This is a genomic window from Cloacibacillus porcorum, assembly GCF_001701045.1.
In the GTDB taxonomy this organism is placed as follows: Bacteria; Synergistota; Synergistia; order Synergistales; family Synergistaceae; genus Cloacibacillus; species Cloacibacillus porcorum.
The window spans coordinates 514,993-539,596 of the sequence record NZ_CP016757.1 but is presented as its reverse complement, the minus strand read 5'-3'; the positions used below and the strand labels follow the sequence as shown (position 1 = coordinate 539,596).

Sequence of the window (24,604 nt, the reverse complement as noted above, 5' to 3'; positions counted from 1 at the left end):
AAACTTTAATGAGAATTAAAGCATTCAAGCTCGAAAGACTATTCGCCCGGTATGCGGAACAGGCAAAATATACGTTGAGCCAGTCTTCCTGCGAAAGCTGCTCAATGAAAGAAATATTGGATATGGCCGACCCGGAATGCAAGAAACTCTGGGACAATCTGAGCCTGGGATACACGAGACCGGCGGGCTTCGCTCCCCTGCGTGAGGCGATCTCCAAACGCTACACCTCTCTCCGCCCCTCCGACATCCTGGAGCTCACCCCCGAAGAGGGTATCTTCATCTTCATGAACAACATGCTGGAGCCGGGCGACGAAGTGATCGTCATGCACCCGACGCTTCCCTCGCTCTACGAGCTGCCACGCACGCTCGGCTGCAAGGTGATAAAGTGGCCGCTGGAGGTCACAAGCTGGGGCTGGCGCCTCGATGTGAACTTCCTCGCCGAGAACATCTCGCCGAAGACAAAGCTGCTTATAATGAACATCCCCAACAACCCGACCGGATACATCCCCGTGCGCACGGAGCTCGACAGGATACTCAACCTCGCGGACCGCATGGGAACCTGGGTCTTCAACGAAGAGACCTACCGCGGCATGGAACACGATCCCGCGGCGGCGCTCCCCTCCCTCGCTGACATCTATCCGCGCGCGACGGTCATCGGCGGCCTCAACAAGTACGGGCTGCCCGGTACGCGTATGGGCTGGCTCGCCTCCAAGAACCGCCAGCTCATCGAAGAGTGCGCCGGATATAAGGACTACACGACATACTGCAACAACGCCCCCGGCGAAATACTCGCGACGATCGCGATGAGAAACGCCCCCGACCTGCTCCAGCGCAACCACAAGATAGTCCTTGAGAACCTCGGCATGGCCGAAGCCTTCTTCAAGAAACACCGGGACCTCTTCCAGTGGATACAGCCCAACGGCGGTTCGACAGCCTTCCCGCGCCTGCTGCCGCCCTATGACGTGACGGAGATGTGCGAGCGTGCCATGACTGAGAAAAAGCTGCTCATAATCGGAGAGCGCGCTTTCGGCCTCGACACCAACCACTTCCGCGTCGGGCTTGGCCGCCTCGACTTCAGCAAGGCGCTCGCCGTATTCTCGGACATCGCCGACGAGATCCAGGCAAAACGGGCCGAAGCCGCCAACTAGGGCACATCTTTCATCAAAACAGAGGCATATCCCGCCGGCTGACGGCAGGCAACACGGCAGCCGGCGGTTTGCGTTAGAAAAGTAAGCAAAGATCTTTACCAAGGAGTGATCACACCATGCGCTATTCAGACAGAATTTTATCGACCCCCTCCTCGTTCATCCGGGACATACTGAAGGTGACGCAGGACCCGTCCGTAATCTCTTTCGCCGGCGGCCTTCCGAACCCGATATCCTTCCCGGAAGAGGCGTTAAAGGAGTCCGCCTGCCGTATCATCGACAATGAGGGCGGCAAAGTTTTTCAATATTCGACCACGGAGGGACATCTGCCGCTGCGCCAGTTTGTGGCGGACAAATACAACAAAAATTTCGGTCTGAATATCACGCCCGAAGACGTCCTCATCACGACTGGTTCACAGCAGGCTCTGGACCTCATCGCGAAGACGCTGCTCAATAAAGGCGACCGCGTCATCATCGAAGAACCTGGATACCTCGGAGCCATCCAGGCCTTCTGCATGTTCGAGCCGGAATTTTTGCCGGTCACGCTGGAAGACGACGGCCTAGACCTCAAGAAGCTCGAAGAGGCTCTCAAGAAAGAACGTGTGAAGTTCGCCTACGTAGTGCCCAACTTCCAGAACCCCACGGGGCTCACCTATTCAAAGGAGCGCCGCGAGGCCGTCTGCGCACTCTTCGACAGATATGACACGGTGCTCGTCGAGGACGACCCCTACGGCGAGCTGCGCTTCAAGGGAGAAAAACTCCCCTACATCGGCGCCGGCAAGCTGCCTCACAGCGTGCTGCTCGGGACCTTCTCCAAAACCGTCACGCCCGGCATGCGCCTCGGCTTCATCATCACGCAGGATAAGGAGCTCATGAACCATCTTGTGACGGCCAAGCAGTCAAGCGACCTTCACACCAACATCTTCTCGCAGTACATGATCGCCGATTACCTCGCGCACAACGAATACCAGAAGCATGTGGACAAGATCATCGCCCTCTATAAAGGACAGGCCGAGGCGATGCTCGCGGCGATGAAGGAATACTTCCCCGCCCATGTGAAATACACCGAGCCGGAGGGCGGCATGTTCATCTGGGTGACGCTCCCCGAGGGACAGTCGGCGCTCGACCTCTTCCATAAGGCAATGGAAAAGAAGGTCGCCTTCGTCCCCGGAGACCCATTTTATGCGGGCAAGACAAATGTGAACACCTTCAGGCTCAACTACACTAACTCTACGCCTGAGACCATCCGCGAGGGTATCAAACGGCTGGCTGAAGTTCTATAGGCAAGACAACCACCACACCACCGTCCGTTCCTGCATGATGAGACCAGCCGACTCACACAAAACGCAGGAACGGCGTTTTGGTTCGCTGGCCGTACGCGGGCAAGACGAACGTCAATACCTTCAGGCTCAACTACACTAACTCTACGCCTGAGACCATCCGCGAGGGTATCAAACGGCTGGCGGAAGTCCTCTAAACAAATTCCAATACGACAGAGAGAACAGCCGGAGGAGCTTTACGCTCTTCCGGTTATCTTTTTGCCGGTATATCAATTTTTTGTTTATTTGCCGCGCAAATTAGTGTACAATAATCCACAGCATGGAGGTGACTGTGATGACGGCCCCGCAAAAAATAAACCCTAGATTAAAGATCCTCATCCCCGTCGTACGCGGACTGGCGAAGATACTCGGCAAAGATTACGAGGTCAACCTTCATGACGTCTCAATGCCGGAGCACTCTCTCGTCCTCTGCGAAAACGGTTACGTCACGGGACGGAGCGAGGGCGGTCCGATGACCGACTTCGGCCTCTTCATGCTCCAATCCGAGGAGTACCAAAACAAGGACGGCATCTACAACTATCTCGCGAAGAACAACCGCGGCGAACTTATCAAATGCAGCTGCATCTTCATCCGCGACGAGAACGAAAAAACCATCGCCTTCCTCTGCATCAACTACGACCTTAAAAAGGCCATCGCCGCGCAGGAGCTCATAGAAAGCCTCGTCAAGGTGGACATGGGCAAGATTGAACAATATCCTGAAAACTTCGACCCGCCCTCCGACCAGTCGGGAAAATTCCCCGAACCGGTGCGCGAGTCCTTCGCGCAGGACCTGGAAGAGGTGATGGGAGATTCCCTCGCACAGGCCAAAAGACGAATCGGCAAACCACTGCAGTACCTCACCAAACCTGAAAAAAAGCAGGTCATCAAGGAACTTCACGACAAGGGCTTCTTCCTGCTCAAGGGCGCTGTTGACACACTGGCAGCTGAAATGGGCAACACAAAGTTCACCATCTACGCATATATAAGAGATATACAAAAAAAGCAGTAAATCATAGCCATTATGGCAAAAAAGCTTAGTATTTTTTCGATAATACTACCCTTGCCTACAAAGCAATGTTTTTGCGTGTAGATATTTATTTTATCTTGACAAAATTTCAATATTGAATGACAATATTCTATGTTAACATCAAAAAATTGATACAAAACAATTTTTTGATGTTATAATCTACTCACCGATTTTTTCTTTACGTTTGTCAGCATTCAATTCGCCGCGCCGTCACCGGCCGGCGTAAGACCAAGGAGGGAGAGAGGGCATGGAACTGATACAGAATCACCCGATACTGGACTACAAACACGGTCGGGAAGTGACATTTACCTTCGACGGGCGCGAGCTCAAAGGATACGAAGGGGAGCCGATAGCGATGGCGCTGCACGCGAACGGGGTGCACATCTACCGCATCACGCCGGAGATGAAGAGGACGCGCGGTTTCTTCTGCGCGATCGGCAAATGCAGCTCCTGCTTCATGGTGGTCGACGGCGTCCCCAACGTCCGCACCTGCGTCACGCCGCTTACGGCGGGCATGAAGGTCGAGACCCAGAGGGACAAAGGCCGCGTTCCTTTGGAAGTCTGTTAAGGAGGGGTATAAGAGATGAAGAAAATACATGAGACGGACCTCCTCGTAATAGGCGGCGGAGCGGCGGGCCTCTGCGCGGCGGCGGAAGCGGCGACTGCGGGAGCCAGCGTCACGGTTATCGAGAGCGACCTCCATCCCGGCGGCCAGCTCGTCAAACAGACCCATAAATTCTTCGGTTCCAGAGACGAATACGCGGGAACGCGCGGCTACAAGATAGCCGACATCCTGCTCGACGAAATATCGTCGCTGGGAGACAAAGTAAAAATCAACTGCAACTCCACCGTGACGGGCTGCTATCCCGAAGACGGAGTCTACACCGTCATGGAGGGAGAAGAGAACTACTACCGCGTGAAAGCCAAAAAGGCGGTCGTGGCGACGGGAGCGCAGGAGAGAATGATCCCCTTCCCCAACAACGACCTTCCGGGAGTCTACGGAGCGGGAGCGGTACAGACCCTCATGAACGTCTACGGAGTCGTGCCGGGCAAAAAAGTCGTCATGGTGGGAGCGGGGAACATCGGCCTCATAGTCAGCTACCAGCTCACCCAGGCGGGAGTCGAAGTGGCGGCGGTAGTAGAAGCCATGCCTAAAATCGGCGGCTACTGGGTCCACGCGGCGAAAATAAGAAGACTCGGCATCCCCATCCTCCTGAGACACACCATAGTCGAGGCCATAGGCGACAAAGTCCTCGAGGGAGCAGTCATCCAGGAACTCGACGACAAATTCCAGCTCATAGGCGAGCCCCGTAAAATAGACTGCGACATCATCTGCATGGCCGTAGGCCTCACGCCGACCACCGAACTCTTCTGGCAGGCGGGCTGCAAAATGCAGTTCGTACCGCAGCTCTGCGGCTACGTACCCTTCAGAGACAAAACCATGCGCACCAGCAACCCTGACATCTGGGTTGCGGGAGACGCCTCCGGCATAGAAGAGGCCTCGGCGGCCATGGTAGAGGGGCGCATAGCGGGCCACGCGGCGGCCAAAGCCCTCGGCCACAAAGTAGAAGACAAAAAATTCGAAGAATACTGGACCAGACTCCACCACCTCCGCGCCGGAGAAGTGGGAGAAAAAATCCTCGCCGGAATAGGCCAGGTCCTCGTAGAAAGATGGGAGGCGTAGACAATGGGCTGCACATGCGATAAAGAAAAACTATTCAACAGCGGAATCCTCGTGGAACACACCGAAGGTGCGGTACTGCCGCCGCAGGAGGCGTGGGAAACCAAAAAAGGCGGCTACGTGGTAATCGAATGCCCGAAACGCATCCCCTGCAACCCCTGCTACACCAGCTGCCCAACGGGAGCCGTCCTCCCCTTTGAAGACATAAACGACGTGCCGCAGATAGACTACGCCAAATGCACTGGGTGCGGAATCTGCGTCTCCAGATGCCCCGGACTGGCCTGCTTCGTAATAGACATGACCTACGCGGCGGACAAAGCCGTGATCAAACTCCCCTATGAAATGCTGCCGCTGCCGGAAAAAGGCAAAACCGTCAAATGCCTCGACCGTACAGGAGAGGCCGTGGCGGATGGAGAAGTCATAGCGGTCACCGAACCCTCGAAAGACCGCACCTACGTGGTCAGCGTCGTCATCCCGAAAGAGATGGCCGATCAAATACGCGCGATAAAGGTGGTGTGCTGAAATGGCGAAAGTAAATGTGATATGCCGCTGTGAAGAGATAGAGATCGACGAGATCCGCGAATGGATTGCGCGCGGTTACGACACCTTTGACGAGCTCAAGAGAGAGCTCCGCGTCGGTATGGGACCATGCCAGGGACGCGGATGCCGCGACATCATACTGCGCGAGATCTCGAAAGCCACCGGCAAACCCGTATCGGAGATCGCCCCAGGAACGATGAGACCCCCCGTAAAGCCGATAAAGCTCAGCCTCCTTGCTGAGGACTGCGAATAGGAGGTGCAGAAGATGGATTTCCCGAAAACAGCTGATGTCGTCATCATCGGCGGCGGCGTCGTAGGAACCGCCACCGCGTATTACCTTGCAAAATCAGGAAGAAAGAATGTCGTTCTGCTCGAAAAGAATACCGTCTGCTCCGGCTCCACGGGCCGCTGCGGCGCCGGTATCCGCGCGCAGTGGGGCCTTGAGCTCAACTGCCGCATGGCCCTCGCCTGCCTCGACACCTTCGAGCAGCTCGACGAAGAACTCGGACTGCCCACCGGTCTCAACCAGGGCGGATACCTGCTCGTCGCCTACAAAGAGAAGGAATGGGAGCAGTTCAAGAAGAACGTCGAGCTCCAGCACTCCCTCGGCATCATGACCGAGGCCTTCACGGACGTCAAACGCGCGCAGGAGATCTGCCCCGGCGTAGCGGTCGACGACGCGCTGGGCTTCACCTACTACAGCAGGGACGGCCACGCCGACCCCTTCCTCACGACCTTCGCCTTCCAGGAGGCGGCAAAGCGCCACGGAGCGAAGTTCTACAAATTCACCGAAGTGACCGGCCTCAAAACCGAGGGCGGCAATATCAAGGCCGTTGAGACCAACCACGGCACCATCGAGTGCGGCAGCGTCATCAACTGCGCCGGCGCCTGGGCGCAGGACATCGCGGCGATGGCCGGCATCAAGCTTCCGAACTGGGCCGAGCGCCACGAGATCCTCATCACGGAGCCGGTGGACCCGGGCGTATGCCCGCCGATGCTCATGAGCTTCAGCGGAAACTACTACATCCAGCAGCGCCCCCACGGCTCGATCATCGCCGGTGAGAGCCCCGCGCACGAACCGCTTCTCGGATACACCTCGACGGTACACTCGGTGGCAAGCATCGCGCGCACCATCATCAAGCTGCTGCCGCGCGCGAAGAACATCCGCGTCGTGCGCCAGTGGGCCGGCTACTACGACATGACCCCTGACGCCGCCCCGATACTCGGCGAGACCGACGTGAAGAACTTCTGGCACGCGACGGGCTTCTCCGGCCACGGATTCATGCTCGGGCCGGTAGCGGGACAGGTTATGACGGCTCTCCTCAACGGAGACAAGCCGCCCATCGACCCCACGATCATGGACTACAGAAGATTCGAGCGCGGCGAAAAGATCGTCGAGCCGAACGTCGTTTAACATCTCTGTCTCTCATTTCCCCTATATGAAAACGGCCGCCCCCTGCGGCCGTTTTTGTTTTATCTCCTATTCTTAACGGAGATACCGATATCCCTCCATAACAGGACGAATGAAGCTGACAAAGACAGATCTTACCGTTTTTATATGTTTTCACACTTTTAAGTGCAAAAATATCGATAGTTTACTAACGACAGTCGCTATTCTGCAATAGTGAATTAAACTATATAAATCATATTTTTCTTAATTTTCAAACAAACAGACAGCGCATATACTCAACCTAATATTCAGAAAGTTAAACGATGTCCGTCAATCATATATACGTATGTCTTAAAACTACGGCTTAGGGGAAATATCCTTAGTACCTCATTTTCCCCTTTAAAGACTTCGGAGAGAGGAGTGAGCAGTTATGGCGGAAATAAAAAACGCTGCGGCGGGAGAACAATTCTCCAGCCGCTGGGGGTTGCTCTGCACTATCTTAGGGATGGCCGTGGGGACGGGTAACATTTGGCGGTTCCCACGTGAAGTTGTCGGCAATGATGGAGGAGCGTTCATTCTTATGGTCTTTATAACGCTCTTCATTTGGGCCGTACCGCTCATCTGCGCCGAATCTGTATTCGGCAAAAAATCTCGCATGGCAAACGCTGGAGCCTTCAAAGTCCTGCTTGGCGGAAAGTGGACCTGGATAGGCGGCTTTTGCTTTATGGTCTGTATGATGCTGGGCTCTTATTATGTGGTCGTGCTTGGCTGGGTGATGAAGTACCTCTATCTCATCTTTACCGGTTTTTTGTCTCAGGTTCAAAGCCAGGGAGTGGCGCTCACCACAAAGACATGGAACGACTTCGCCATGGCGGTTCCCGCCTACGAGGCCTGGATATGGTTTGCGGCGGCGGTCATCATTGCCGGAGCGATAATTTTCCGGGGAATTCAGAATGGTATCGAGATTGCCAATAAGATAATGATACCTGCCATATTCATTCTGCTGGCGGTGCTTGTCGTGCGCGTCCTGATGATACCAAACGCATGGAAGGGTTTGGAGTATATGTACCACGTCAACCCCGCGGATTTCCTGAAGCCAAAGATATGGCTGGCCGCCTTTACACAGTCGGCTTGGTCCACCGGAGCCGGCTGGGGCATGTTCCACGTCTACTTTGTCTACTCGGCAAGAGACGAGGATATCCAATTAAACGCCTTTACGGTCGCGTTTGGAGATACGGTGGCGGCCATGCTTGCCGGAATGGTGGTACTCCCCGCCGTCTTCGCGCTGGCTCCGGACCCCGCAGCGGTGATGAACTCAGGAGCCAACGGGCTCACCTTTGTCAACCTGACAAATCTTTTTGTGCACACCCCCGGAGGATTTTTTATGGCGGTGCTCTTCTTTCTAGCGCTCTTCTCCGCCGCGCTCTCCTCCGTGATCGCCATGCTCGAGACCGGAGCGCGAAATATGATCGACATGGGATTTTCACGCACCAAAGCCACCCTTTGCTGGGTCGTATTTTATATATTTGTCGGAACCTTTTCCGCATTGGACAACAGAGTGTTCGAAAATCAGGATATGGTCTGGGGCGTCGGCCTCCTCATATCCGGGCTCTGCTATTCACTGGGCGCGCTAAAATACGGCGTAGACAAGCTGTGGACGGAGGATATAGCCCCCTGCTCCGACATCAAAATAAGGTGGATGTGGAGCATGATACGCTTCTTCCCCGTGATCTTCGCGCTGGTCTGGGGATGGTGGGTCTGGCAGACCATCACATGGTACCCGGGCGAATGGTATAAATTCTGGCCTGTAACAAAGTACATGTACACTCCGGCCGTGATGGTCGTCGAATGGGGAATCCTTTTCCTTGTTTTGTTCCTATTGAACAATAAAATGAGAGATAAGCTCGTACATTCTAATAAGGTTGATTAAAAAGGAATGGAGGAGGTATTGAAATGTGGGTCGCCAATATGATTTTATGTATCGCTGTAGGTTTCGGTTGTTTCGGTTGGGCGGTAATGAAGGCAATCAAGGCGGAATCTCGCAAGAGATAACGATGCTAAACGATCATCCTGCCACAAATGTTCATGGGTACGGAGCCTGCCAAGGCCCGTACTTTTTTATTTACTGCTAAAATAGAAGACAGAGAAGAGGGAGGCGGTCTTCATGAAACATTCAATTATACTGGCTGATGAAAATAAATTTTTCCTTGAGGGCATCGCCTCTGTACTGTCATCTGTAAAGGACATAGAGATACTGGAACGCGTCCGCTACGGAAGCGAGCTGGAAAATACAGTCTACGCACGAAACCCTTCCATGATAATAGCCGATCCGGTCACGGAACACCCCGATGGGGTCAATGTCGCAGTCATACAAAAGATAAAGCAGGAGCAGCCGGAGACCAAGATTCTGATCCTCTCAATGTCGCTGAATCTGCGTCTCGTACTTGAAGTCTTAACAGCCGGAGCCGAGGGCTGCACGCCAAAGGCGGTCGAACCGGAAGAACTCGTTTTTGCCGTGCACACGATACTGTCGGGAGGAATGTACCTAAACTCAAAGGTGATAAGGCTGCTGGTGGACGGATATATAAAAAAACGCTGCGTACCGACCGCTTCAGAGCACTTGAAGGAACTTTCCGTGCGTGAGCGTCAGGTGCTGCGCATGATATCGGAGTCAAAAAGCATGAGGGAGATAGCCGAGGAACTATGCATCAGCAGAAGCACCGCGGATACTCACCGCGCCAATCTCATGCACAAGCTTGGCTGTGAAAACCTGAATAAATTGCTGCGTTTCGCCATCAGTGAAGGCCTTATAAACCTCGAAGACCGACAATAGCACATCTTCCTATCTCCAAATATGCTTATCGAGGTCAATGAGGTCAATATCCTGGCATCCGATAGCGGCCGCTTTTGTTATAAACCACGAGGCCGCCCTCTGTATTTTTATGATATGTTTCTTTGCCGTAAGAGTTATATTGTAGCCAGCAATAAGATAAAGGAGAAATGCCGATATGTGGTACGTCAACATGGCGCTCTGGCTCGGAACGATATTCGGTTTTTTCGGCTGGGCGCTCTTCCGAATATATAAGGCGGAACAACTTAAAAAGGCGGAAAAAACGGAGCGTACGGCGGCAGGGCCGGCAGGGCACAGATAGCCGGCGGCCCCGCAAAACGCGGCGCGGCCCCTCTCAGCGAGGGGCCGCGCCCTGTTTTGCGCTTATATCCTTAGCCGCCGCGAGTCCTATATCCCGCGCTCGATCGTATCCTCGCGGCCGACGCCGACGCCGATGAGGAGGATCGGAGTCTTTACGCGCTCCTCAATGAAGCGCACATAGTCCCGCGCCTCCTTGGGCAGCTCCTCGAAGCGGCGGCAGCGCGAAATATCGCTCTTCCAGCCGGGCAGCGTCTCATAGACCGGCTTCGCCTTCGCGAGTTCGGCGCAGCTGCTCGGGAAGTGCCCGCGTATCTTTCCGTCTATTTCGTAGGCGGTGCAGATCTTTATCTCGTCAAAGCCGTCGAGGACGTCGAGCTTCGTGAGGGCGATCCCGTCGAGGCCGTTCACCTTCACCGCGTAATCCACGGCCACGAGGTCGCACCATCCGCAGCGGCGCGGGCGGCCCGTCGTCGCGCCGAACTCGCCGCCCTTTGAGCGCAGCAGTTCGCCGGTCGCTCCGAGCTCCTCCGTCGGGAAGGGGCCCTCTCCGACGCGGGTGCAGTAGGCCTTGGTGACGCCGATCACGCGGTCGATGCGCGAGGGGCCGATGCCCGCGCCCGTACAGGCGCCACCGGCGCAGGGGCTCGAGCTGGTGACGAAGGGATATGTCCCGTAGTCGACATCAAGCAGCGTCGCCTGCGCGCCCTCAAAGAGAATATTCTCTCCCGCGCATGCGGCCCTGTCTATCTCAAGGAACGATTCTCCCAGCATCGGCGCGAGACGTTCGCCCCACTTGAGGGCCTTCGCGTAGATCTCCGCAAAGTCGAGAGGCTCGGCGCCGTATATCTTCGTGAGAATGTCGTTCTTTATTTTGAGCGTGCGGGACAGCTTGTCGCGCAGGATCTCGGGGTTGACCAGGTCCTCGGCGCGGATGCCGATGCGTTCATACTTATCCGCATAGCAGGGGCCGATACCGCGTCCGGTGGTGCCGATCTTGGTCCCCTCGCAGCGCTCCCCCTCGGCGAGCCTGTCAATGAGCTTGTGGTAGGGCATGACGATATGCGTGCCGTGGCTCACGACGAGACGCGCCAGCTTCTTGCCGCGCGCCGCGAGACCGTCAAGCTCCTCAAAGAGCGTCTCGGGGTCCATCACGACGCCGTTTCCTATCACACAGGTCTTACCGGGATAGAGTATGCCGGAGGGCAGAAGGTGGAATACATACTTCTCATTGTCGACGACGACGGTGTGGCCCGCGTTCGCGCCGCCCTGATAGCGGACGATGACCCCCGCCTTCGCGGCGAGCACGTCGACCACGCGGCCCTTGCCCTCGTCTCCCCACTGTACTCCCAGAACGATATCTGTGCGACCTTTCATTGAAAACACCTCTTTAACAGATTGCCAATAGTTTTACTTCTTAACATTCTTTTCAAAAACCTCGTTATTGTATCCCCTGATGTTGAGATTATCAAGAGGTTTTATCGGAAATTTTGCGTACTTTCAGGAGTATCTTCGCGCGCCGCGTCATCTTCTTTATCGAAGCCTCGCGCGACATAGCCTCCTCCTTCGTCTCAAAGCTCTCATAATAAAAGAGCTCAACGGGCAGGCGCGGGCGCGTGTACTTAGCCCCCTTCCCCGCGTTGTGGGCCTTCAGCCGCCTCTCCAGGTCGTTAGTCCAGCCGGTATAGAGGGTGCCGTCGGCGCAGCGCAGGATATAGGTATAGGCGCTCATATCGAGAAGGTGCCGGGGACGTCTCTCTCGAACCGGTAACGGCCTGGCCCGTCATGGAAGAGGTAGTAGAGGAAATCCCAGAGCCCCTCTTCGTCAAACTCATAAAAGAAATCGCAGCAGCCGGATAGCAGCCAGTAAGACAGGCCGGTGAAGGCGGAGAAATGCGCCGCGAACTCCGCGCCGCTTCCCGCGGAGATATAATCCCGCGCCTGCCCAAGCAGCGGAACGCCGCTCTCGCCGAAGAGGGCCCCCGTGACAAAGGGAACGCCTGCGAACAGCACGGCGGTGAGAATCATAAGGATCACAACTTTTTTATCTATCATCATTATCGCCCCGCAAAAAGAAGAACAGGCGGAAGAGCTCCGCCTGTCTTCTGATTCTTTCGTTTATCTACTCGACGGTGACGCTCTTTGCGAGGTTTCGCGGCATATCGATGTCGCAGCCGCGCTGCCGCGCGATATAGTAGGCGAAGAGCTGGAGCGGGATGATCGCGATGAAGGGGAAGAGCTCCGGCTCCGTCTCGGGCGTAAAGATGACGTGCTTCGTATAGTGCCCGATCTCCCCGTCGCCCTCGGTGGCGATCGCGATGATCGGGGACTTGCGCGCCATCGATTCCTCAATGTTGGAGATGGTCTTCTCCCAGAGGGCGTTCTTCGGGACAAGGGCGACCACCGGCAGCTCCTTGTCCAGCAGCGCGATCGGCCCGTGCTTCATCTCGCCCGCGGGATAGGCCTCCGCGTGGAGATAGGATATCTCCTTCAGCTTCAGCGCGCCCTCAAGCGCGGGCGGATAGGCGAGGCCGCGTCCGATGAAGAAGAAGCCGCGCGCGTCGGCGAAATCTCGGGCCAGCGCCTCGATCTCCTTCTCCTTGGAAAGCATCGTCGCAAGCTTGCCGGGAATATCCATCAGCGCCGCGGTGAGCCGCCTCTCCGTATCTGGCTTCAGATCGCCGCGCAGCTTCGCGAGATAGAGGCCGAGCAGCGTCAGCACCGTCATCTGCGCGGTGAAGGTCTTCGTCGCCGCAACGCCGATCTCCGGACCGGCGGGGGTGATCAGCGCCTCTCCCACCTCGCGGTGGATCGTCGAGCCGCGTACATTCGTTATCACCAGGCACTTCGCGCCGCGCTCCTTCGCGAGACGCGCCGCGTGCAGCGTGTCCGCCGTCTCTCCCGACTGAGAGACGAACACCGCCAGCGTCTCCTCGTCGATCGGGATATTCCGGTACCTGTACTCCGAGGCCACCTCGGTGCGTATCTCAAAATTGCCGAGCGTCTCCATGATATGCGCCGCGACGACCGTCGCGTAATGCGAGGTGCCGCAGGCGATAAAGTGGATCTTACGCCACTTCGCGGCGTCCTCCTTCGTCCAGCCAAGCTCCTTGCTGAGGTCGACGCTCTCGCCCGCCACGCGCCCCAGCAGCGTATGCGCCACAACCTCGGGCTGCTCGTGGATCTCCTTGAGCATGAAGTGCGGATAAGCGCCGCGGTTCGTCATCGCCGCGTCCCAATCAAGGTGCATCGACTCCTTCGGATGTTCCGCGCCGTTGAAGTCAAAGAACTTGCAGCCCTCTTTCGTTATCTGCGCCATCTCGTCGTCGTCCATAAACCAGACGTCGCGCGTATACTCCAGCAGCGCCGTGGGGTCGGAGGCGCAGAAGCCCTCGTTCTCCGCGTGGCCCACGACCAGCGGCGAGCCCTTGCGGGCCACCCAGATCTCGTTCGGCTTGTCATAGAACATGATGACAAGCGCGAAGGCGCCGCGGATGCGCTTCGTCAGCTTTACGATCGCCGCCTTCGGGTCACCGGCGTAGACATAGCCGAGGTACTGCACGGCGGATTCCGTATCCGTCTCCGTGTGGAACTTTATCCCGTGCGCCTCAAGGTCGGCGCGTATCTCGCGCGCGTTCTCGATAATGCCGTTATGCACCAGCACCACGCGGTTATCGCTTGAGACATGGGGATGGGCGTTGTTCTCCGTCACGCCGCCGTGGGTCGCCCAGCGGGTGTGGCCGATGCCGAAATCGCCCGTGAAATGTTCCTTCGCGACCCTCTCCGCAAGCGCGGAGACCCTGCCGATCGTGCGGAGCTCCGATATTTTATTATCCTTGATAACGGCTATGCCCGCCGAATCATAGCCGCGGTATTCATGCTTCGCGAGACCCTCGAGTATTACCTTCGTCGTATCTCTGTCTCCGATGTAGCCCATGATTCCGCACATTTATCCATCATCCTTTCGCCAACTGCTAAGCACTATCTATTTTACAATATTTTCACAGTAAATATTGGAATAATGGCGGATAAAAATAAAATATAACCGCGCTGATCCCGCGCCCTATCCTCACATAACCTGCGCGGAAATATTTTGACGAGAAAATATTTTTCAGTATTATTACTGTATAATAAAACGAACCAATCCATCTAGGAGGCCAAAATAATGCACGAGACAGCCGTCAGCACGGGCACAAAAGAAACTATGGTTGCCCCCCCCGCAATACTAACTGCAAGTTACAGATAGCGGCCTTTTTACTACTGCTCCTCTTCACGGCGCTCACAGCGCCCTCCGCCGCGCGGGCGGCGATAGCCCCTGTGGAACCGGCCTCGGACGACCAGGGCGTCTATCTGCTCTCCGAACCGGGCCATCTCCTCTGGTTCCGTGATACCGTCAACAACGTCAGCGCTGATATCGACGCGAAACTCACAAAGGACATCGACATCTCGGAGGGCGGCAGCCCCTCGCACTGGACCCCGATCGGTCGATACATATCTGGTAATGCAAAAGACAACGGCTACGCCGGCAGCTTCGACGGCGGCGGCTTCACGGTGGGCGGCTATACCGTCACCGACGTGGTGAGCATGGACGACAGCGGCATCCTCGCCGCGGGATTCTTCGGCCTTGTGGGGCAAAGCGCCGATATCCGCGGTCTCACCGTCAGCGGCGGCGTCAGCTATGACATCAGCGACAATACAACCTATATCTACGCGGGCGGTATCGCGGGACTTAACAACGGCACGATAACGGACTGCGCCAACAACGGCGGCGGGGTCTCGGCCTCCGGCGGCTCCAACGAAAACGACGCGGGCGGCATCGCGGGATACAACAACGGAACGATAACCAACTGCGCCCACAGTGGCGGCACGGTCTCGGCCTCCGACGGCTCCTACAACTACGCGGGCGGCATCGCGGGATACAACAACAACGGAACGATAACCAACAACACACACAGCGACAGCGGTGACGTATCGGCCTCCGGTGGCTCCTTTATCAATTACGCTGGTGGTATCGTGGGACAAAACTACGGCGGCACGATAACCAACAACACCCACAGCGGCGGCGACGTCTCGGCCTCCAGCAGCTCCTACAACTACGCGGGCGGCATCGCGGGACACAACTACAACGGCACGATAACCAACTGTGCCCACAGCGGCGGCAATGTATCAGTCTCCGGCGGCCACAACAACAACTACGCGGGTGGTATCGCGGGACGCAACAACGGCACCGGCACGATAACCAACAGCTGCTGGCTCGCCTCCGGCAATCTTGAGGCAATCGGCGGCGGCATCGCCGTCAGCGCCGACGTCGTCTCCCTCGACGCGGCGGTGATGGAAAAGGTCGTCACCACCGTCCTGCCTGCGAAGCGGACGCTCTCCGTAGAGGTTGGCGGCTCCGCTCCCGCCCTCATCTCCTATCCGGGCACGGCGGACGATATGGCGGGCTATCTCTCCGTCAGCGGCGATATCTTCATAGCCTCGCCGGACATCGCCGATATCTCCCGCGGCTGGCCCTGTACCGTCTCCGGCAAGAAACAGGGTACTACGGCGGTGAGCTTCGACATCGACCTTCGGGCCACCGATTTCAGCGACAAAAACAACCTCAAGCCGCTCTCCGCAGGCTGCGCTACAGGCCCGCTCTGCTTCACCGCCGCCGTCGGCAAAGTTCCCGTCGCCGGAGTCAGCCTCGACTTCACAGAGCTGACGCTGAATATAGGGGAGAGTAAAAAGCTCACCGCGACGGTAAAGCCGGACAACGCAACAGATAAAGCGGTCGTCTGGACGAGCGCCGACCCGGCGGTCGCCGCGGTGGACGAGAATGGCAAGGTGACGGCGCTGTCGGTCGGCACGACGGTCGTCACCGCAAAGGCTGGCGGCGTGAGCGCCGCATGCACGGTGACCGTCGCCCACAAAAAAACAGGCGGCTCCGGCCACGGCTGCGCCGCGGGGCTGGGCGCGCTTCCCATGCTGGCGCTGATACCTCTCTGGCTAAGAAGAAAGAAACGCTAAATCAATCGGCGTTTATAAGCACGATTTGCGTCATAAAATGGGGTCTCCGAATCCTCACCGTATGAAGATACGGTTCCGGTATTGGAACCCCCATTTCATTTAGCAACTCGCACTTCTAAACGCCGATTTCCTTCGGATAGGAAAATAGGTAAATAACGATTTACCAAAGATTTTGGCGCCCTCTCCTGAACAGAGTCCCGAAAACCGCACAGCGCTATAAAAGCTCCCAAGGGTATCAAAAATTTATTCAATAAAGAGACTTCGATATTGCATCGGAGCCTTTTTCAATTTTATCTGTATCCTGTCGTTATTATAATACCTTATATATTCGTCTATAGCATCTTTAGCCTCCTCGTAGTTCTCCCATTTTACTCGGTTGACGAGTTCTGATTTAATGTGACTAAAGAAGTTTTCTGCACAGGCATTATCCAAACAATTTCCTTTCCTTGACATCGAGACCTTGAGTCCGTATCTTTGTGTCAGGTTGAAATATGCATGGCTTGTATATTGAAACCCCTGGTCGCTGTGGAGGATTGGTCCATCAGCGACCACCTTATTATTGTTTTCAAATGCTTTCTTCAATGTATCGGTTACTAACTTAATATTATTATTACGACTGATTTGATATCCCTGTATGGAATTATCAAAGAGATCTTTTATCATGGAGAGGAATATATTACCCTTTTTTGTTCGTATATATGTGATATCAGTAACCAGTTTCTGGTTTGGTCTGTCGGAACGAAATTCTCTGTTCAGGATATTCTCATAGCTGTGGATATTTCCTGACATCACTTTAAACTTTTTCTTTTTTCTTATTTCCGCTTGAAGTCCTGCTTTTTTCATAACACGCCTTACCCTCTTATTGTTTACATGAATGCCAATGAAGTTGTTGAGCCACAGAGTCATTCGCCTGTACCCATAAGTGTTTTTGTTGATATCCTGTCCCGTTCTTATTGCTTCTATGAGAGGACCGTCTTTATCTTCCATTCCACGCCGCTTTAGCCAACTGTAGTATGCAGAGCGTGATACGGACAAAAATCTACACATTCCACAGACAGAATGTTTTGTTGAAAATTCAAAAATGATTCTGTATTTAATATTTCTTTCTATCACCACCTTTGCAGCTCTAAGGCTTTTTTTAATACGTCGACCTGCATTTCCAGCTCTTTGATCTTTTCTATGCTATTTGTAACTTCCAATTTCTTATCTGGACAGTCACGTTTTGAACTAGAAATATCCCCTTGTTCGATAAATTCCTTACACCATCGTCTTAAAAGAGAGGGACTTGAAATGTTAAAAGATGAGGTAACATCTACCATAGTACGTCCCTCTTCTAAATGAGCCGAAACAGCTTCAAGTTTTACAGCCTTGCTGTAGGTTCTTTTTTTCCTTGTATCATCCAGTAAGTCCTTCTGTCCGCTCTTATATAAAGATATCCATGTTTTAATAGAATCAGGACTAACACCAAGTTCTTCAGCAATCCGCCTTCGTGGAATTCCCTGTTTGTGCATCTCAATTGCTCTTATTCTTTCTTCCGTTTTACGTTTACGCATAGAAGATCCCCCTTTATATGTATTTAGTTTTATTATAATCCAGGGGCTTTATTTGGCTGTCCGATTTTCGGGATGCTGTTCATCCGAGGGAGCTCCCCGCGAAGCGGGGTGAGGGAGAGTTGACCTTAGGTTCTCCCACGGCTTTTGCCGCGGGCTCTGTTTGGCGCGGTTTCCGCGCCAAACAGAGCAACACTCCTTCCGTCAGCCGCCAAAAACAGGCGGCCGACACCTCCCTCAGAGAGGGAGGCAAAAGGGCAAGTCAAAAGCTAAACCGTTACTTACCTTCGATAAGGGAAATGATAAATCGCAATTTATCTCTTTTCCTCTCTCGAAGGTAAATCGTAATTTATCGTTCAGCACTTTGAATCTATCCCACCGTTTGCCCCTGTTCTGTCGCTCCGGCCTCCGCGCCGGAGTACAACGTCTCCAAAGCTGTTTCACGATATGCGGAAAAAACAAAAGCCAAGACGCTAGATGCCGGGTCAAGCCCGGCATGACAAACCACAGCCACTTACAGCCTTTGCAGGGGTTTTTATCTTTTCCTCTCCAAAGGAAAATCGGCGTTTAGAAGTGCGAGTTGCTAAATAACTTTGGGCTCTGGAACCGGAGCCGTATTTTCATACGGCGAGGATACCAGAGCCCGAAGTTATGACGCAAATCGTGCTTATAAACGCCGATTTTTTAGATCCAGCGGACAGCGGCATACGAAAATGTAAGATACACCATCTTTGAGGGGCACAGCTCCAGCCGGTTCAGCTCCGCCGCCTCCATACGCGTCTTTATCACGTTTTCGCCGACCTCTATCGAGACCAGCACCGAGTCTGTGGCGCGTTCCAGCGTCATCTGCACGATGCGCCCGCGGATAATGTTCATATCATGCGCCGCGTCGGGCCTCTCGACAAATAGGCGCACGCCGGCGGAGTTCAGCATCGCCGCGTTCGGCCTGCCGGACTGCGGCTGGTAGGCGAATACCGCCTGGCCGTCGATGAATTCGCGCACCATGTAGCCGCCGGTAAGACGCCACTTGCCCTGCAGAAGGTTTTCCGCGCCGCTGCCGACGACGCGGCCGCGGTAGAGGCTCACAACGTCCGTGGACATTTCATAGAGCCAGGCGAGGTCATGGGTCGCCACGATCACGGTGGTGCCGTATTCATTCGCCGCGCTGACGGCGGCCTCCATCACGAGCTGCGCGCTCGCCTCGTCGACGTTCGCCGTCGGCTCGTCGAGCAGCAGGACGCGCGGGCGCAGCGCGAGGCGGGCGGCGAGCGCCACGCGCTGCACCTCCCCGCCGGAGAGCTGGTACCACGGGCGCTGGGCGAATTTTTCCGGGTCGAGCCCCACCTGCGTCAGGCTCTCGCGCACCCTCTCTTTTATGTCGGGAACGTCCCCGCGCAGTTTCAGCCCGTAGGCGATGTTTTCATAGACGGAACGGTTGAGCAGATAGGAGTCCTGGAGCAGATAGGTCACCTCGCGGCGGATCGCCCCTTCGCGCCCCTCGGAGGGAAGGCCGTCAAAGATGATGCTGCCGCTCTGGTATGTGATGAGAAAGGAGAGAACTTTAAGCAGCGTCGATTTGCCGCTGCCGTTTGGTCCGACAAGGCCGGTTATTCCCGAGCTCCGAATGGAGAGCTCCGCGATATCGAGGGAGAGCGGCCCCTTCCCGTAGCGTTGTTTCAGGTCCCGTATTTCATAAAGCAGTGAGCTCATCTCAGGCGTTCCTCCGTAAAGATAAGGGAGGCGGAGAATCTTCCGCCCCCCCTTTGATTATTTTACTATAAATTTATTTGCCGCGCTTTTTGTTCCATTCGTCGGAGTTCGGGAAGAAGAGCGGTTCGCCGTACTGCTTCACCTTGAAGTCCTTGATTATCGTCTGCGCTTCGTCGCCGCAGACCCAGTCGACGAATTTCACGACGTCGGCGTTATTCACCTGCGGGAAGCGTTTCGGGTTTACCTCGATCGCCGCGATGAAGTTGAGCAGGATCGGGTCGCCCTCTACGAGCGGGATTATCTTGAGCCCCTTCTTCTTTGTAAGGTAGGTGGCCCTGTCCATGATAGTGTAGGCGCCGCGCCGGTTGGTGAAGTCGGTGGTCGGTCCGTTGCCGAGCTTGCCGAGCGAGAATACCGTGTACCATTCGTCCTTTTCGCCGTCGGGAGCGATCCCCGCCGCCTTCCAGACGTTCATCTCCGCAACGTGCGTACCGGACATGTCCCCGCGGCTGATGAATGGGGCCTTGGCCGCGGCGATCTTTTTAAGCGCCTCGGCGGCGGATTTCATGCCCTTGATGCCCGCGGGGTCCTCCTGGGGGCCGAGAATGATAAAGTCGTTGTACATAAAGTCTCTGCGGTTCTGTCCGTAGCCCTCGGCGATAAACTGCTCCTCGAGGGCGCGCGCATGGACGACGACCATATCGAAGTTTCCGCTTTTGGCCTTGTTGAGGGTCGCGCCGGTCCCCGCCTTTTCGATGACGAAGTCGGTGCCGGTCTTCGCCTTGTATGTCTCGGCAAGAAGCGGAATGATACCCGCGTCGACGGGGCCGATTGTGCTCGACAGCTTTATCGTGCCGGCGAAGGCGGGCGAACAGATGAGAAGAGCGGCGAGTGCGATGGCAAATTTTTTCATGATTTCAGTTACACCGTCCATATTCAGTATTTTTTATTTGTCTGGTATTAGTTTTGCGTCCTGCGGCGCAGGAATGTCAGAGAGATGTTGAGTATCAGGGATATGAGGATGAGGATAACGCCGAGAGCGATGCCGAGGGCAAAATCGCCCTTGCCTGTCTCCAAAGTGATGGCCGTGGTTATCGTGCGCGTGTGCCATTTGATGTTGCCGCCGAGCATCATCGCGGAGCCGACTTCGCCGACGATGCGGCCAAAGGCCGTCAGCGCGGCGACAAGGACGAGAAAGCGGGCCTCCCACAGGCTCGTCATCGCAAGCTTCGCGCCCGAGGCCCCCAACGTCATCAGCGTCTGGCGCAGACGGTTGTCAAGCCCCTCGATCGCCGTCGCCGTGTAGGCGACCACGATCGGCGTCCCGAGAATGATCTGCCCAATGGCCATGCCCTCAATCGTAAAGAGCAGGTCCCAGCCGCCAAGCGGACCGCGACGCGAGATAAAGGCGTAGACGAGCAGGCCGATGACCACGGTCGGCAGCGCAAGCAGCGTGTCGACCACGGTACGGACACAGCGTTTGCCGGGGAAATCGAAGTACCCGAGAAGGAAGCCGAGAGGCAGCCCCAAAAGCAGTATCCCACCCATCGAAACCGCCGTCAGCTGCAGCGTGGTGACGAGGATGTTCATAGTCTCCTCGTCCATCGAGAAGAGGAGCCTGAAAGCCTGTATGAATCCGTCCGCTATGAAATCCATCGAATCATTCCCTGTCTTTAGTCCCGCATAAAAGGGGCGGACGCTTCAGCATTTTCATCCGGCGTCCGCCCTATGTACTGGCTCTGTTAAGCTGTTAGTGGCCCGCGCGAATCTCGGCTTCGGGGAAGAAGAGCTGCTTTCCCTCGACCTTGAAGTCCGCGATATCCTTCTGGACCTTTGAAGAGGTGATCCAGTCGATGTACTTGAGCGCGAGGTCGTATTTGACGTCCGGGTGCTTCAGGGGGCTCACCGCCATGACGCTGTACTTGTTGAGAAGCTCGGGGTCACCTTCGCATACTATCACAAGTCCCGGCTTGCCTTTGAGTCCGGCGTGGTATTTAATGAAGGTGCCGCGGTCGGTGAGGGCGTAGCCCTTCTGCTCGTCGGCGATGTTGATCGTCTTGAGCATTCCCTGGCCCGTCTGAACGTACCACTTTGCCTTGTCGAAATCCTTCACGCCCGCAGCCTTGAGCAGCTTGAGCTCTGCCGTGTGAGTACCCGATTTGTCGGCGCGGCTGACGAGCGGCTGGCCCTTGGCGGCTATCGTCGCCAGCGCTTCGACGACCGGTTTGCCCTTTATACCCGCAGGATCGTTCGCGGGGCCGATAAGCACAAAGTCGTTGTACATGACTTTACGGCGGTTTACACCCGCGCCCTCAGCCATGAATTTGTCTTCCTGAGACGGCGCATGCGTAAGGACGACGTCTACGTCGCCGTTGCGTCCATACTCAAGGGCTTTGCCGGTGCCGACGGAGACCCACTGGATCTCAATGCCGGTATCCTTAAGAAGGATGGGGGCGAGGTAATCGAGCAGACCTGTGTTGTCGGTGCTCGTCGTGGTCGCCATCCGGAGCACGGGAGCCTTTGCCGTCGCGAGCGAGCCAAAGGCCAGCAGGCAGACGACGAGAAGTAACGCGATAATGGAGCCTTTCTTGTTGATACGCATGGGTTAGAAACCCTCCTCGTGAGATTTGTGTTGCATTACAACCGATATTCAAAACCCGCGGGACGGAGGATAAAAGATTGGAGGCTGCAGGCCTCGGAGATCCCCTTTCCACAACGGGAGACGGCTCCGTTTCCAGAACCGCCCTAACGACTGGCCTCCATGACCGTACGGCCGCAGGAGAGACAGTTTCAGGGACGTATGCAGGCAAACATACGCAGTGATACCTGGCGGATAAAATCCGCACCGCCGCTATTGTACACTATTTCCGGCCATTATTTCAACAAATAAATCAAGGGAAGACAAGGGGTGTTGGGGTCACCCCTTGCTTAAGTGGAGATTGTGTGTATTTTTAAGATATTGGCGACAAAATAAACGGGCCGTACCCCTTGTATAGAGTACGGCCCGTAACGTAAGCAACAGCCGTTCTCCTTTCCAAAGGGAGGCTGTTTCGTTTCCAAAGCAACCCTGACGGCCTGATAACCATAGATCCTTTTCCTTAGGTACGCAGGCTCGGAGAACCATTATTTATTTTATCATCGTCGCTATGGTACAATAAGGAAGACAAAAAGACAAGTCTTTCGTTCATAATTACGTAAAATTTTTTGAGACCAAAAGAGGCGATAGACATGGCGACACTGCACATACCACCCAACATTCCGAAACCGACGCTTCAGGAGATAAGGGAGTGCCCGATCATCAAGCACTTTGACGACCTCGGGATATGGTTCGGCATCAACCCGCCCTGCATAGACGCCAGGGAGATGGTGCTGCATCTCTCCGACACGCCCTACACCATCTATCCCTATCTGCGGCGCGCGCTGCGCCGTCTTCATCCCGCCTGGATAGTCCACACGGGGGACTTCGTGGACAATGTCAAACTTGAGAAGCGTCCCGGAATGCTGGACCTCTACCAAAAGCGGATAAAGGACTTCCTCTCCATCTTTGAAGAGGAGGACTACGGGGCGATCCTCGTCACGGGAAACCACGACCACGTCCCGACGCTGCTCGAAGAGCAGCACAGCGAGTCGGTGCAGGTATGGACCGGCCCCGGACGGTTCTCGCTGGGGCAGTTCAGCTTCAGGGCGGGGCACACTTATGATGATGTGAGCGGTGACCCGGCGCAATATAACCTTTACGGACATAACCTCGAATATACCTCGGGCTGCACGGAGGAGGGGCGTATGTACCTTAACGGACTACAGTCAATGTACCTGATCCACATCTATACCGGAGAGGTGATCTCCATCCCCTACCCGCCGGGGACGGACAACGCACGGCTCCAGCGCAAAAAGGTCTCGTTGTAAATCTATCACGGAGGAGGCAGGAGAAGATGATATCGCTGGTAAGGACAGGCCCCGAAAGCATCGCCATAAAACTTTCCTCGGAGGTCTCGGAGATACGCCATAAGCTTGGAGCGTGGGGAACGCTCATCTCGCTCGACGCCGAGAGCGCTCTGAGAAAATACGGACCGACGCGGAGGCTCGTATTCCTCACCGCCCGCACGGAGGAGGGCGCCCCGCTGTACGAGACCTATGTCTCGGAAAATCCGCTTGAGCTTCTCCTTACGACGCTGATAAACAGCCGCATGACCGGCGGCATTGACAGCGTGAGCATGATGCCCGGCTATATAATGATGCGCCTGATGGGAAACCTTAAACGGGGCATCGGCGCGATACAGCGGGACATCGGCGGCGAGATCATCGACCGCGACCCCATCTTCCGCCCAGACATCCCAGGCACCTCCTCAATAATATATTTCACACCCAAATCCCTCGCGAAGAGCATTCCCGTTGACGACATGTATAATAAGGCGCTGCTGGTCCATACGCGTTCAAAAGGGGCGATCGTCCAGTACCTCTCCTTACACGGCATAGAATATCTCGGAGACGCGCTCGGTACCCCTGACTGGAACGACGTTGAAATAAAAATATGCGACTCAGACGGCCTCTTCGATCTCCACCGCCAGAGGCTGCTCACCGTGACCCAGGGGATGCAGATAGGGATCGTGCTTGAGGAAAAATGGGAGCGGGAACAGGCGCTGACGCGGCGCACGATACCGGTTTACATGATGAAGCTCTACACGCCGGTGGATATTCAGACGATAAAGAAGCTTGCGATGGGACTTGAATACAACGACAGGGGACAGCGCTTCGTGGACTTTGACGTCTATCACGGCGACCGCAAGATTTCGGCCTTTACAGAGCTTGAAAAAAATCCCGGCAAGACGCGTAACGAGATAGGCATCATGAACCGCAACGAGATACTGAAAAACATCGATATCGATTCGATAAACGAACTGATAAGGCTTGAGGCCGAGATCGACAGGCAGAGGAAACGTCCCGTAGGCGCAAAAGCGGACACTTAAATATCGAAATACTAGATATTTAATAGCTGTATTTTGATAATTTCCGCCTCAAAAGAAAATCTTTTTCGAGGCGGAAATTATTTGTTTCCTCATTAGATTGGATTCATTAAATTTTTTG

24 protein-coding genes and 2 riboswitches are annotated in these 24,604 nt (G+C 55.3%); of the genes, 14 read left to right on the top strand and 10 right to left on the bottom strand.

Annotated elements, in window-relative coordinates; all coding sequences use genetic code 11:
* Positions 1-8: 8 nt before the first annotated feature.
* The 11 genes from BED41_RS02435 to BED41_RS16330 all read left to right on the top strand — a co-directional run bounded on the left by BED41_RS02435 (position 9) and on the right by BED41_RS16330 (position 10,254).
* Entirely contained in the window at positions 9-1,148 is a 1,140-nt protein-coding gene (locus BED41_RS02435) for an aminotransferase class I/II-fold pyridoxal phosphate-dependent enzyme (protein ID WP_066742668.1), read from the top strand.
* A gap of 116 nt (positions 1,149-1,264) precedes the next feature.
* A complete protein-coding gene (locus BED41_RS02430; RefSeq protein WP_066742665.1) occupies positions 1,265-2,428 on the top strand; it encodes an aminotransferase-like domain-containing protein in 1,164 nt (387 codons plus the stop codon).
* Positions 2,429-2,759: 331 nt separating this feature from the next.
* Positions 2,760-3,473, top strand: coding sequence for a helix-turn-helix transcriptional regulator (locus BED41_RS02425; protein ID WP_066742662.1), 714 nt, complete (start codon positions 2,760-2,762; stop codon positions 3,471-3,473).
* 265 nt (positions 3,474-3,738) lie between these two features.
* Positions 3,739-4,059, top strand: coding sequence for a (2Fe-2S)-binding protein (locus BED41_RS02420; RefSeq protein WP_066742659.1), 321 nt, complete (start codon positions 3,739-3,741; stop codon positions 4,057-4,059).
* A gap of 15 nt (positions 4,060-4,074) precedes the next feature.
* Positions 4,075-5,175 carry an NAD(P)/FAD-dependent oxidoreductase gene (locus BED41_RS02415; protein WP_066742657.1) on the top strand — a complete coding sequence of 367 codons (1,101 nt, stop codon included), beginning with the start codon at positions 4,075-4,077 and terminating at the stop codon, positions 5,173-5,175.
* A 3-nt stretch (positions 5,176-5,178) separates the two neighbouring features.
* The gene (locus tag BED41_RS02410) at positions 5,179-5,694 is read left to right on the top strand and encodes a 4Fe-4S dicluster domain-containing protein (protein WP_066742655.1); all 516 of its coding nucleotides are present in this window, start codon (positions 5,179-5,181) and stop codon (positions 5,692-5,694) included.
* Between the two features lies 1 nt (position 5,695).
* Entirely contained in the window at positions 5,696-5,965 is a 270-nt protein-coding gene (locus tag BED41_RS02405) for a (2Fe-2S)-binding protein (RefSeq protein ID WP_066742653.1), read from the top strand.
* Between the two features lie 12 nt (positions 5,966-5,977).
* The gene (locus BED41_RS02400) at positions 5,978-7,126 is read left to right on the top strand and encodes an NAD(P)/FAD-dependent oxidoreductase (protein WP_066742651.1); all 1,149 of its coding nucleotides are present in this window, start codon (positions 5,978-5,980) and stop codon (positions 7,124-7,126) included.
* 406 nt (positions 7,127-7,532) lie between these two features.
* On the top strand, positions 7,533-9,032 hold the full coding sequence (locus BED41_RS02395) for a sodium-dependent transporter (protein ID WP_066742634.1): 1,500 nt from the start codon (positions 7,533-7,535) through the stop codon (positions 9,030-9,032).
* Positions 9,033-9,266: 234 nt separating this feature from the next.
* Positions 9,267-9,935 (top strand): LuxR C-terminal-related transcriptional regulator, encoded by a 669-nt coding sequence (locus BED41_RS02390; protein WP_066742631.1) that lies wholly within the window; start codon positions 9,267-9,269, stop codon positions 9,933-9,935.
* A 175-nt stretch (positions 9,936-10,110) separates the two neighbouring features.
* Positions 10,111-10,254 (top strand): hypothetical protein, encoded by a 144-nt coding sequence (locus BED41_RS16330; RefSeq protein WP_157102236.1) that lies wholly within the window; start codon positions 10,111-10,113, stop codon positions 10,252-10,254.
* A gap of 86 nt (positions 10,255-10,340) precedes the next feature.
* Here BED41_RS16330 and BED41_RS02385 read toward each other — a convergent pair whose 3' ends face one another.
* From BED41_RS02385 to glmS, 4 genes are all read right to left on the bottom strand, one after another.
* A complete protein-coding gene (locus BED41_RS02385; RefSeq protein ID WP_066742627.1) occupies positions 10,341-11,627 on the bottom strand; it encodes an adenylosuccinate synthase in 1,287 nt (428 codons plus the stop codon).
* 91 nt (positions 11,628-11,718) lie between these two features.
* Positions 11,719-11,982 (bottom strand): GIY-YIG nuclease family protein, encoded by a 264-nt coding sequence (locus BED41_RS02380; RefSeq protein WP_066742624.1) that lies wholly within the window; start codon positions 11,980-11,982, stop codon positions 11,719-11,721.
* The gene (locus BED41_RS02375) at positions 11,979-12,308 is read right to left on the bottom strand and encodes a hypothetical protein (RefSeq protein ID WP_066742622.1); all 330 of its coding nucleotides are present in this window, start codon (positions 12,306-12,308) and stop codon (positions 11,979-11,981) included. Before BED41_RS02375 ends, BED41_RS02380 begins: the two co-directional genes overlap by 4 nt.
* Positions 12,309-12,372: 64 nt before the next feature.
* Positions 12,373-14,199 (bottom strand): glutamine--fructose-6-phosphate transaminase (isomerizing), encoded by a 1,827-nt coding sequence (glmS, locus tag BED41_RS02370; RefSeq protein ID WP_066742620.1) that lies wholly within the window; start codon positions 14,197-14,199, stop codon positions 12,373-12,375.
* A gap of 368 nt (positions 14,200-14,567) precedes the next feature.
* Here glmS and BED41_RS02365 point away from each other — a divergent pair, with 368 nt between their 5' ends.
* On the top strand, positions 14,568-16,259 hold the full coding sequence (locus tag BED41_RS02365; protein ID WP_066742618.1) for an Ig-like domain-containing protein: 1,692 nt from the start codon (positions 14,568-14,570) through the stop codon (positions 16,257-16,259).
* Between the two features lie 243 nt (positions 16,260-16,502).
* Here BED41_RS02365 and BED41_RS02360 read toward each other — a convergent pair whose 3' ends face one another.
* From BED41_RS02360 to BED41_RS02335, 6 genes are all read right to left on the bottom strand, one after another.
* Positions 16,503-17,372, bottom strand: a complete 870-nt coding sequence (locus BED41_RS02360; protein ID WP_157102394.1) for an IS3 family transposase — start codon at positions 17,370-17,372, stop codon at positions 16,503-16,505.
* Positions 17,369-17,812 carry a transposase gene (locus tag BED41_RS02355; RefSeq protein WP_066742616.1) on the bottom strand — a complete coding sequence of 148 codons (444 nt, stop codon included), beginning with the start codon at positions 17,810-17,812 and terminating at the stop codon, positions 17,369-17,371. The genes BED41_RS02360 and BED41_RS02355 overlap by 4 nt, the downstream gene beginning before the upstream one ends.
* 681 nt (positions 17,813-18,493) lie before the next feature.
* Positions 18,494-19,519: an energy-coupling factor ABC transporter ATP-binding protein gene (locus tag BED41_RS02350; protein WP_084002203.1), complete on the bottom strand. Its 1,026-nt coding sequence runs from the start codon at positions 19,517-19,519 to the stop codon at positions 18,494-18,496.
* 73 nt (positions 19,520-19,592) lie between these two features.
* On the bottom strand, positions 19,593-20,432 hold the full coding sequence (locus BED41_RS02345) for an ABC transporter substrate-binding protein (protein ID WP_084002202.1): 840 nt from the start codon (positions 20,430-20,432) through the stop codon (positions 19,593-19,595).
* 47 nt (positions 20,433-20,479) lie between these two features.
* Complete coding sequence (locus BED41_RS02340) at positions 20,480-21,175, bottom strand: ABC transporter permease (protein WP_066742610.1); 696 nt, start codon at positions 21,173-21,175, stop codon at positions 20,480-20,482.
* A gap of 94 nt (positions 21,176-21,269) precedes the next feature.
* Positions 21,270-22,121: an ABC transporter substrate-binding protein gene (locus BED41_RS02335; RefSeq protein ID WP_066742607.1), complete on the bottom strand. Its 852-nt coding sequence runs from the start codon at positions 22,119-22,121 to the stop codon at positions 21,270-21,272.
* Positions 22,122-22,206: 85 nt separating this feature from the next.
* Positions 22,207-22,327: riboswitch (molybdenum cofactor riboswitch) on the bottom strand.
* A gap of 203 nt (positions 22,328-22,530) precedes the next feature.
* A riboswitch (molybdenum cofactor riboswitch) is annotated at positions 22,531-22,649 on the bottom strand.
* Between the two features lie 98 nt (positions 22,650-22,747).
* On the opposite strand from BED41_RS02335, the gene BED41_RS02330 reads away from it, so the two are divergent.
* Together BED41_RS02330 and BED41_RS02325 are read left to right on the top strand one after the other, a co-directional pair.
* Positions 22,748-23,425 carry a metallophosphoesterase family protein gene (locus BED41_RS02330; RefSeq protein ID WP_066742604.1) on the top strand — a complete coding sequence of 226 codons (678 nt, stop codon included), beginning with the start codon at positions 22,748-22,750 and terminating at the stop codon, positions 23,423-23,425.
* A 26-nt stretch (positions 23,426-23,451) separates the two neighbouring features.
* Positions 23,452-24,486, top strand: a complete 1,035-nt coding sequence (locus BED41_RS02325; protein WP_066742601.1) for a hypothetical protein — start codon at positions 23,452-23,454, stop codon at positions 24,484-24,486.
* Positions 24,487-24,604: the final 118 nt, after the last annotated feature.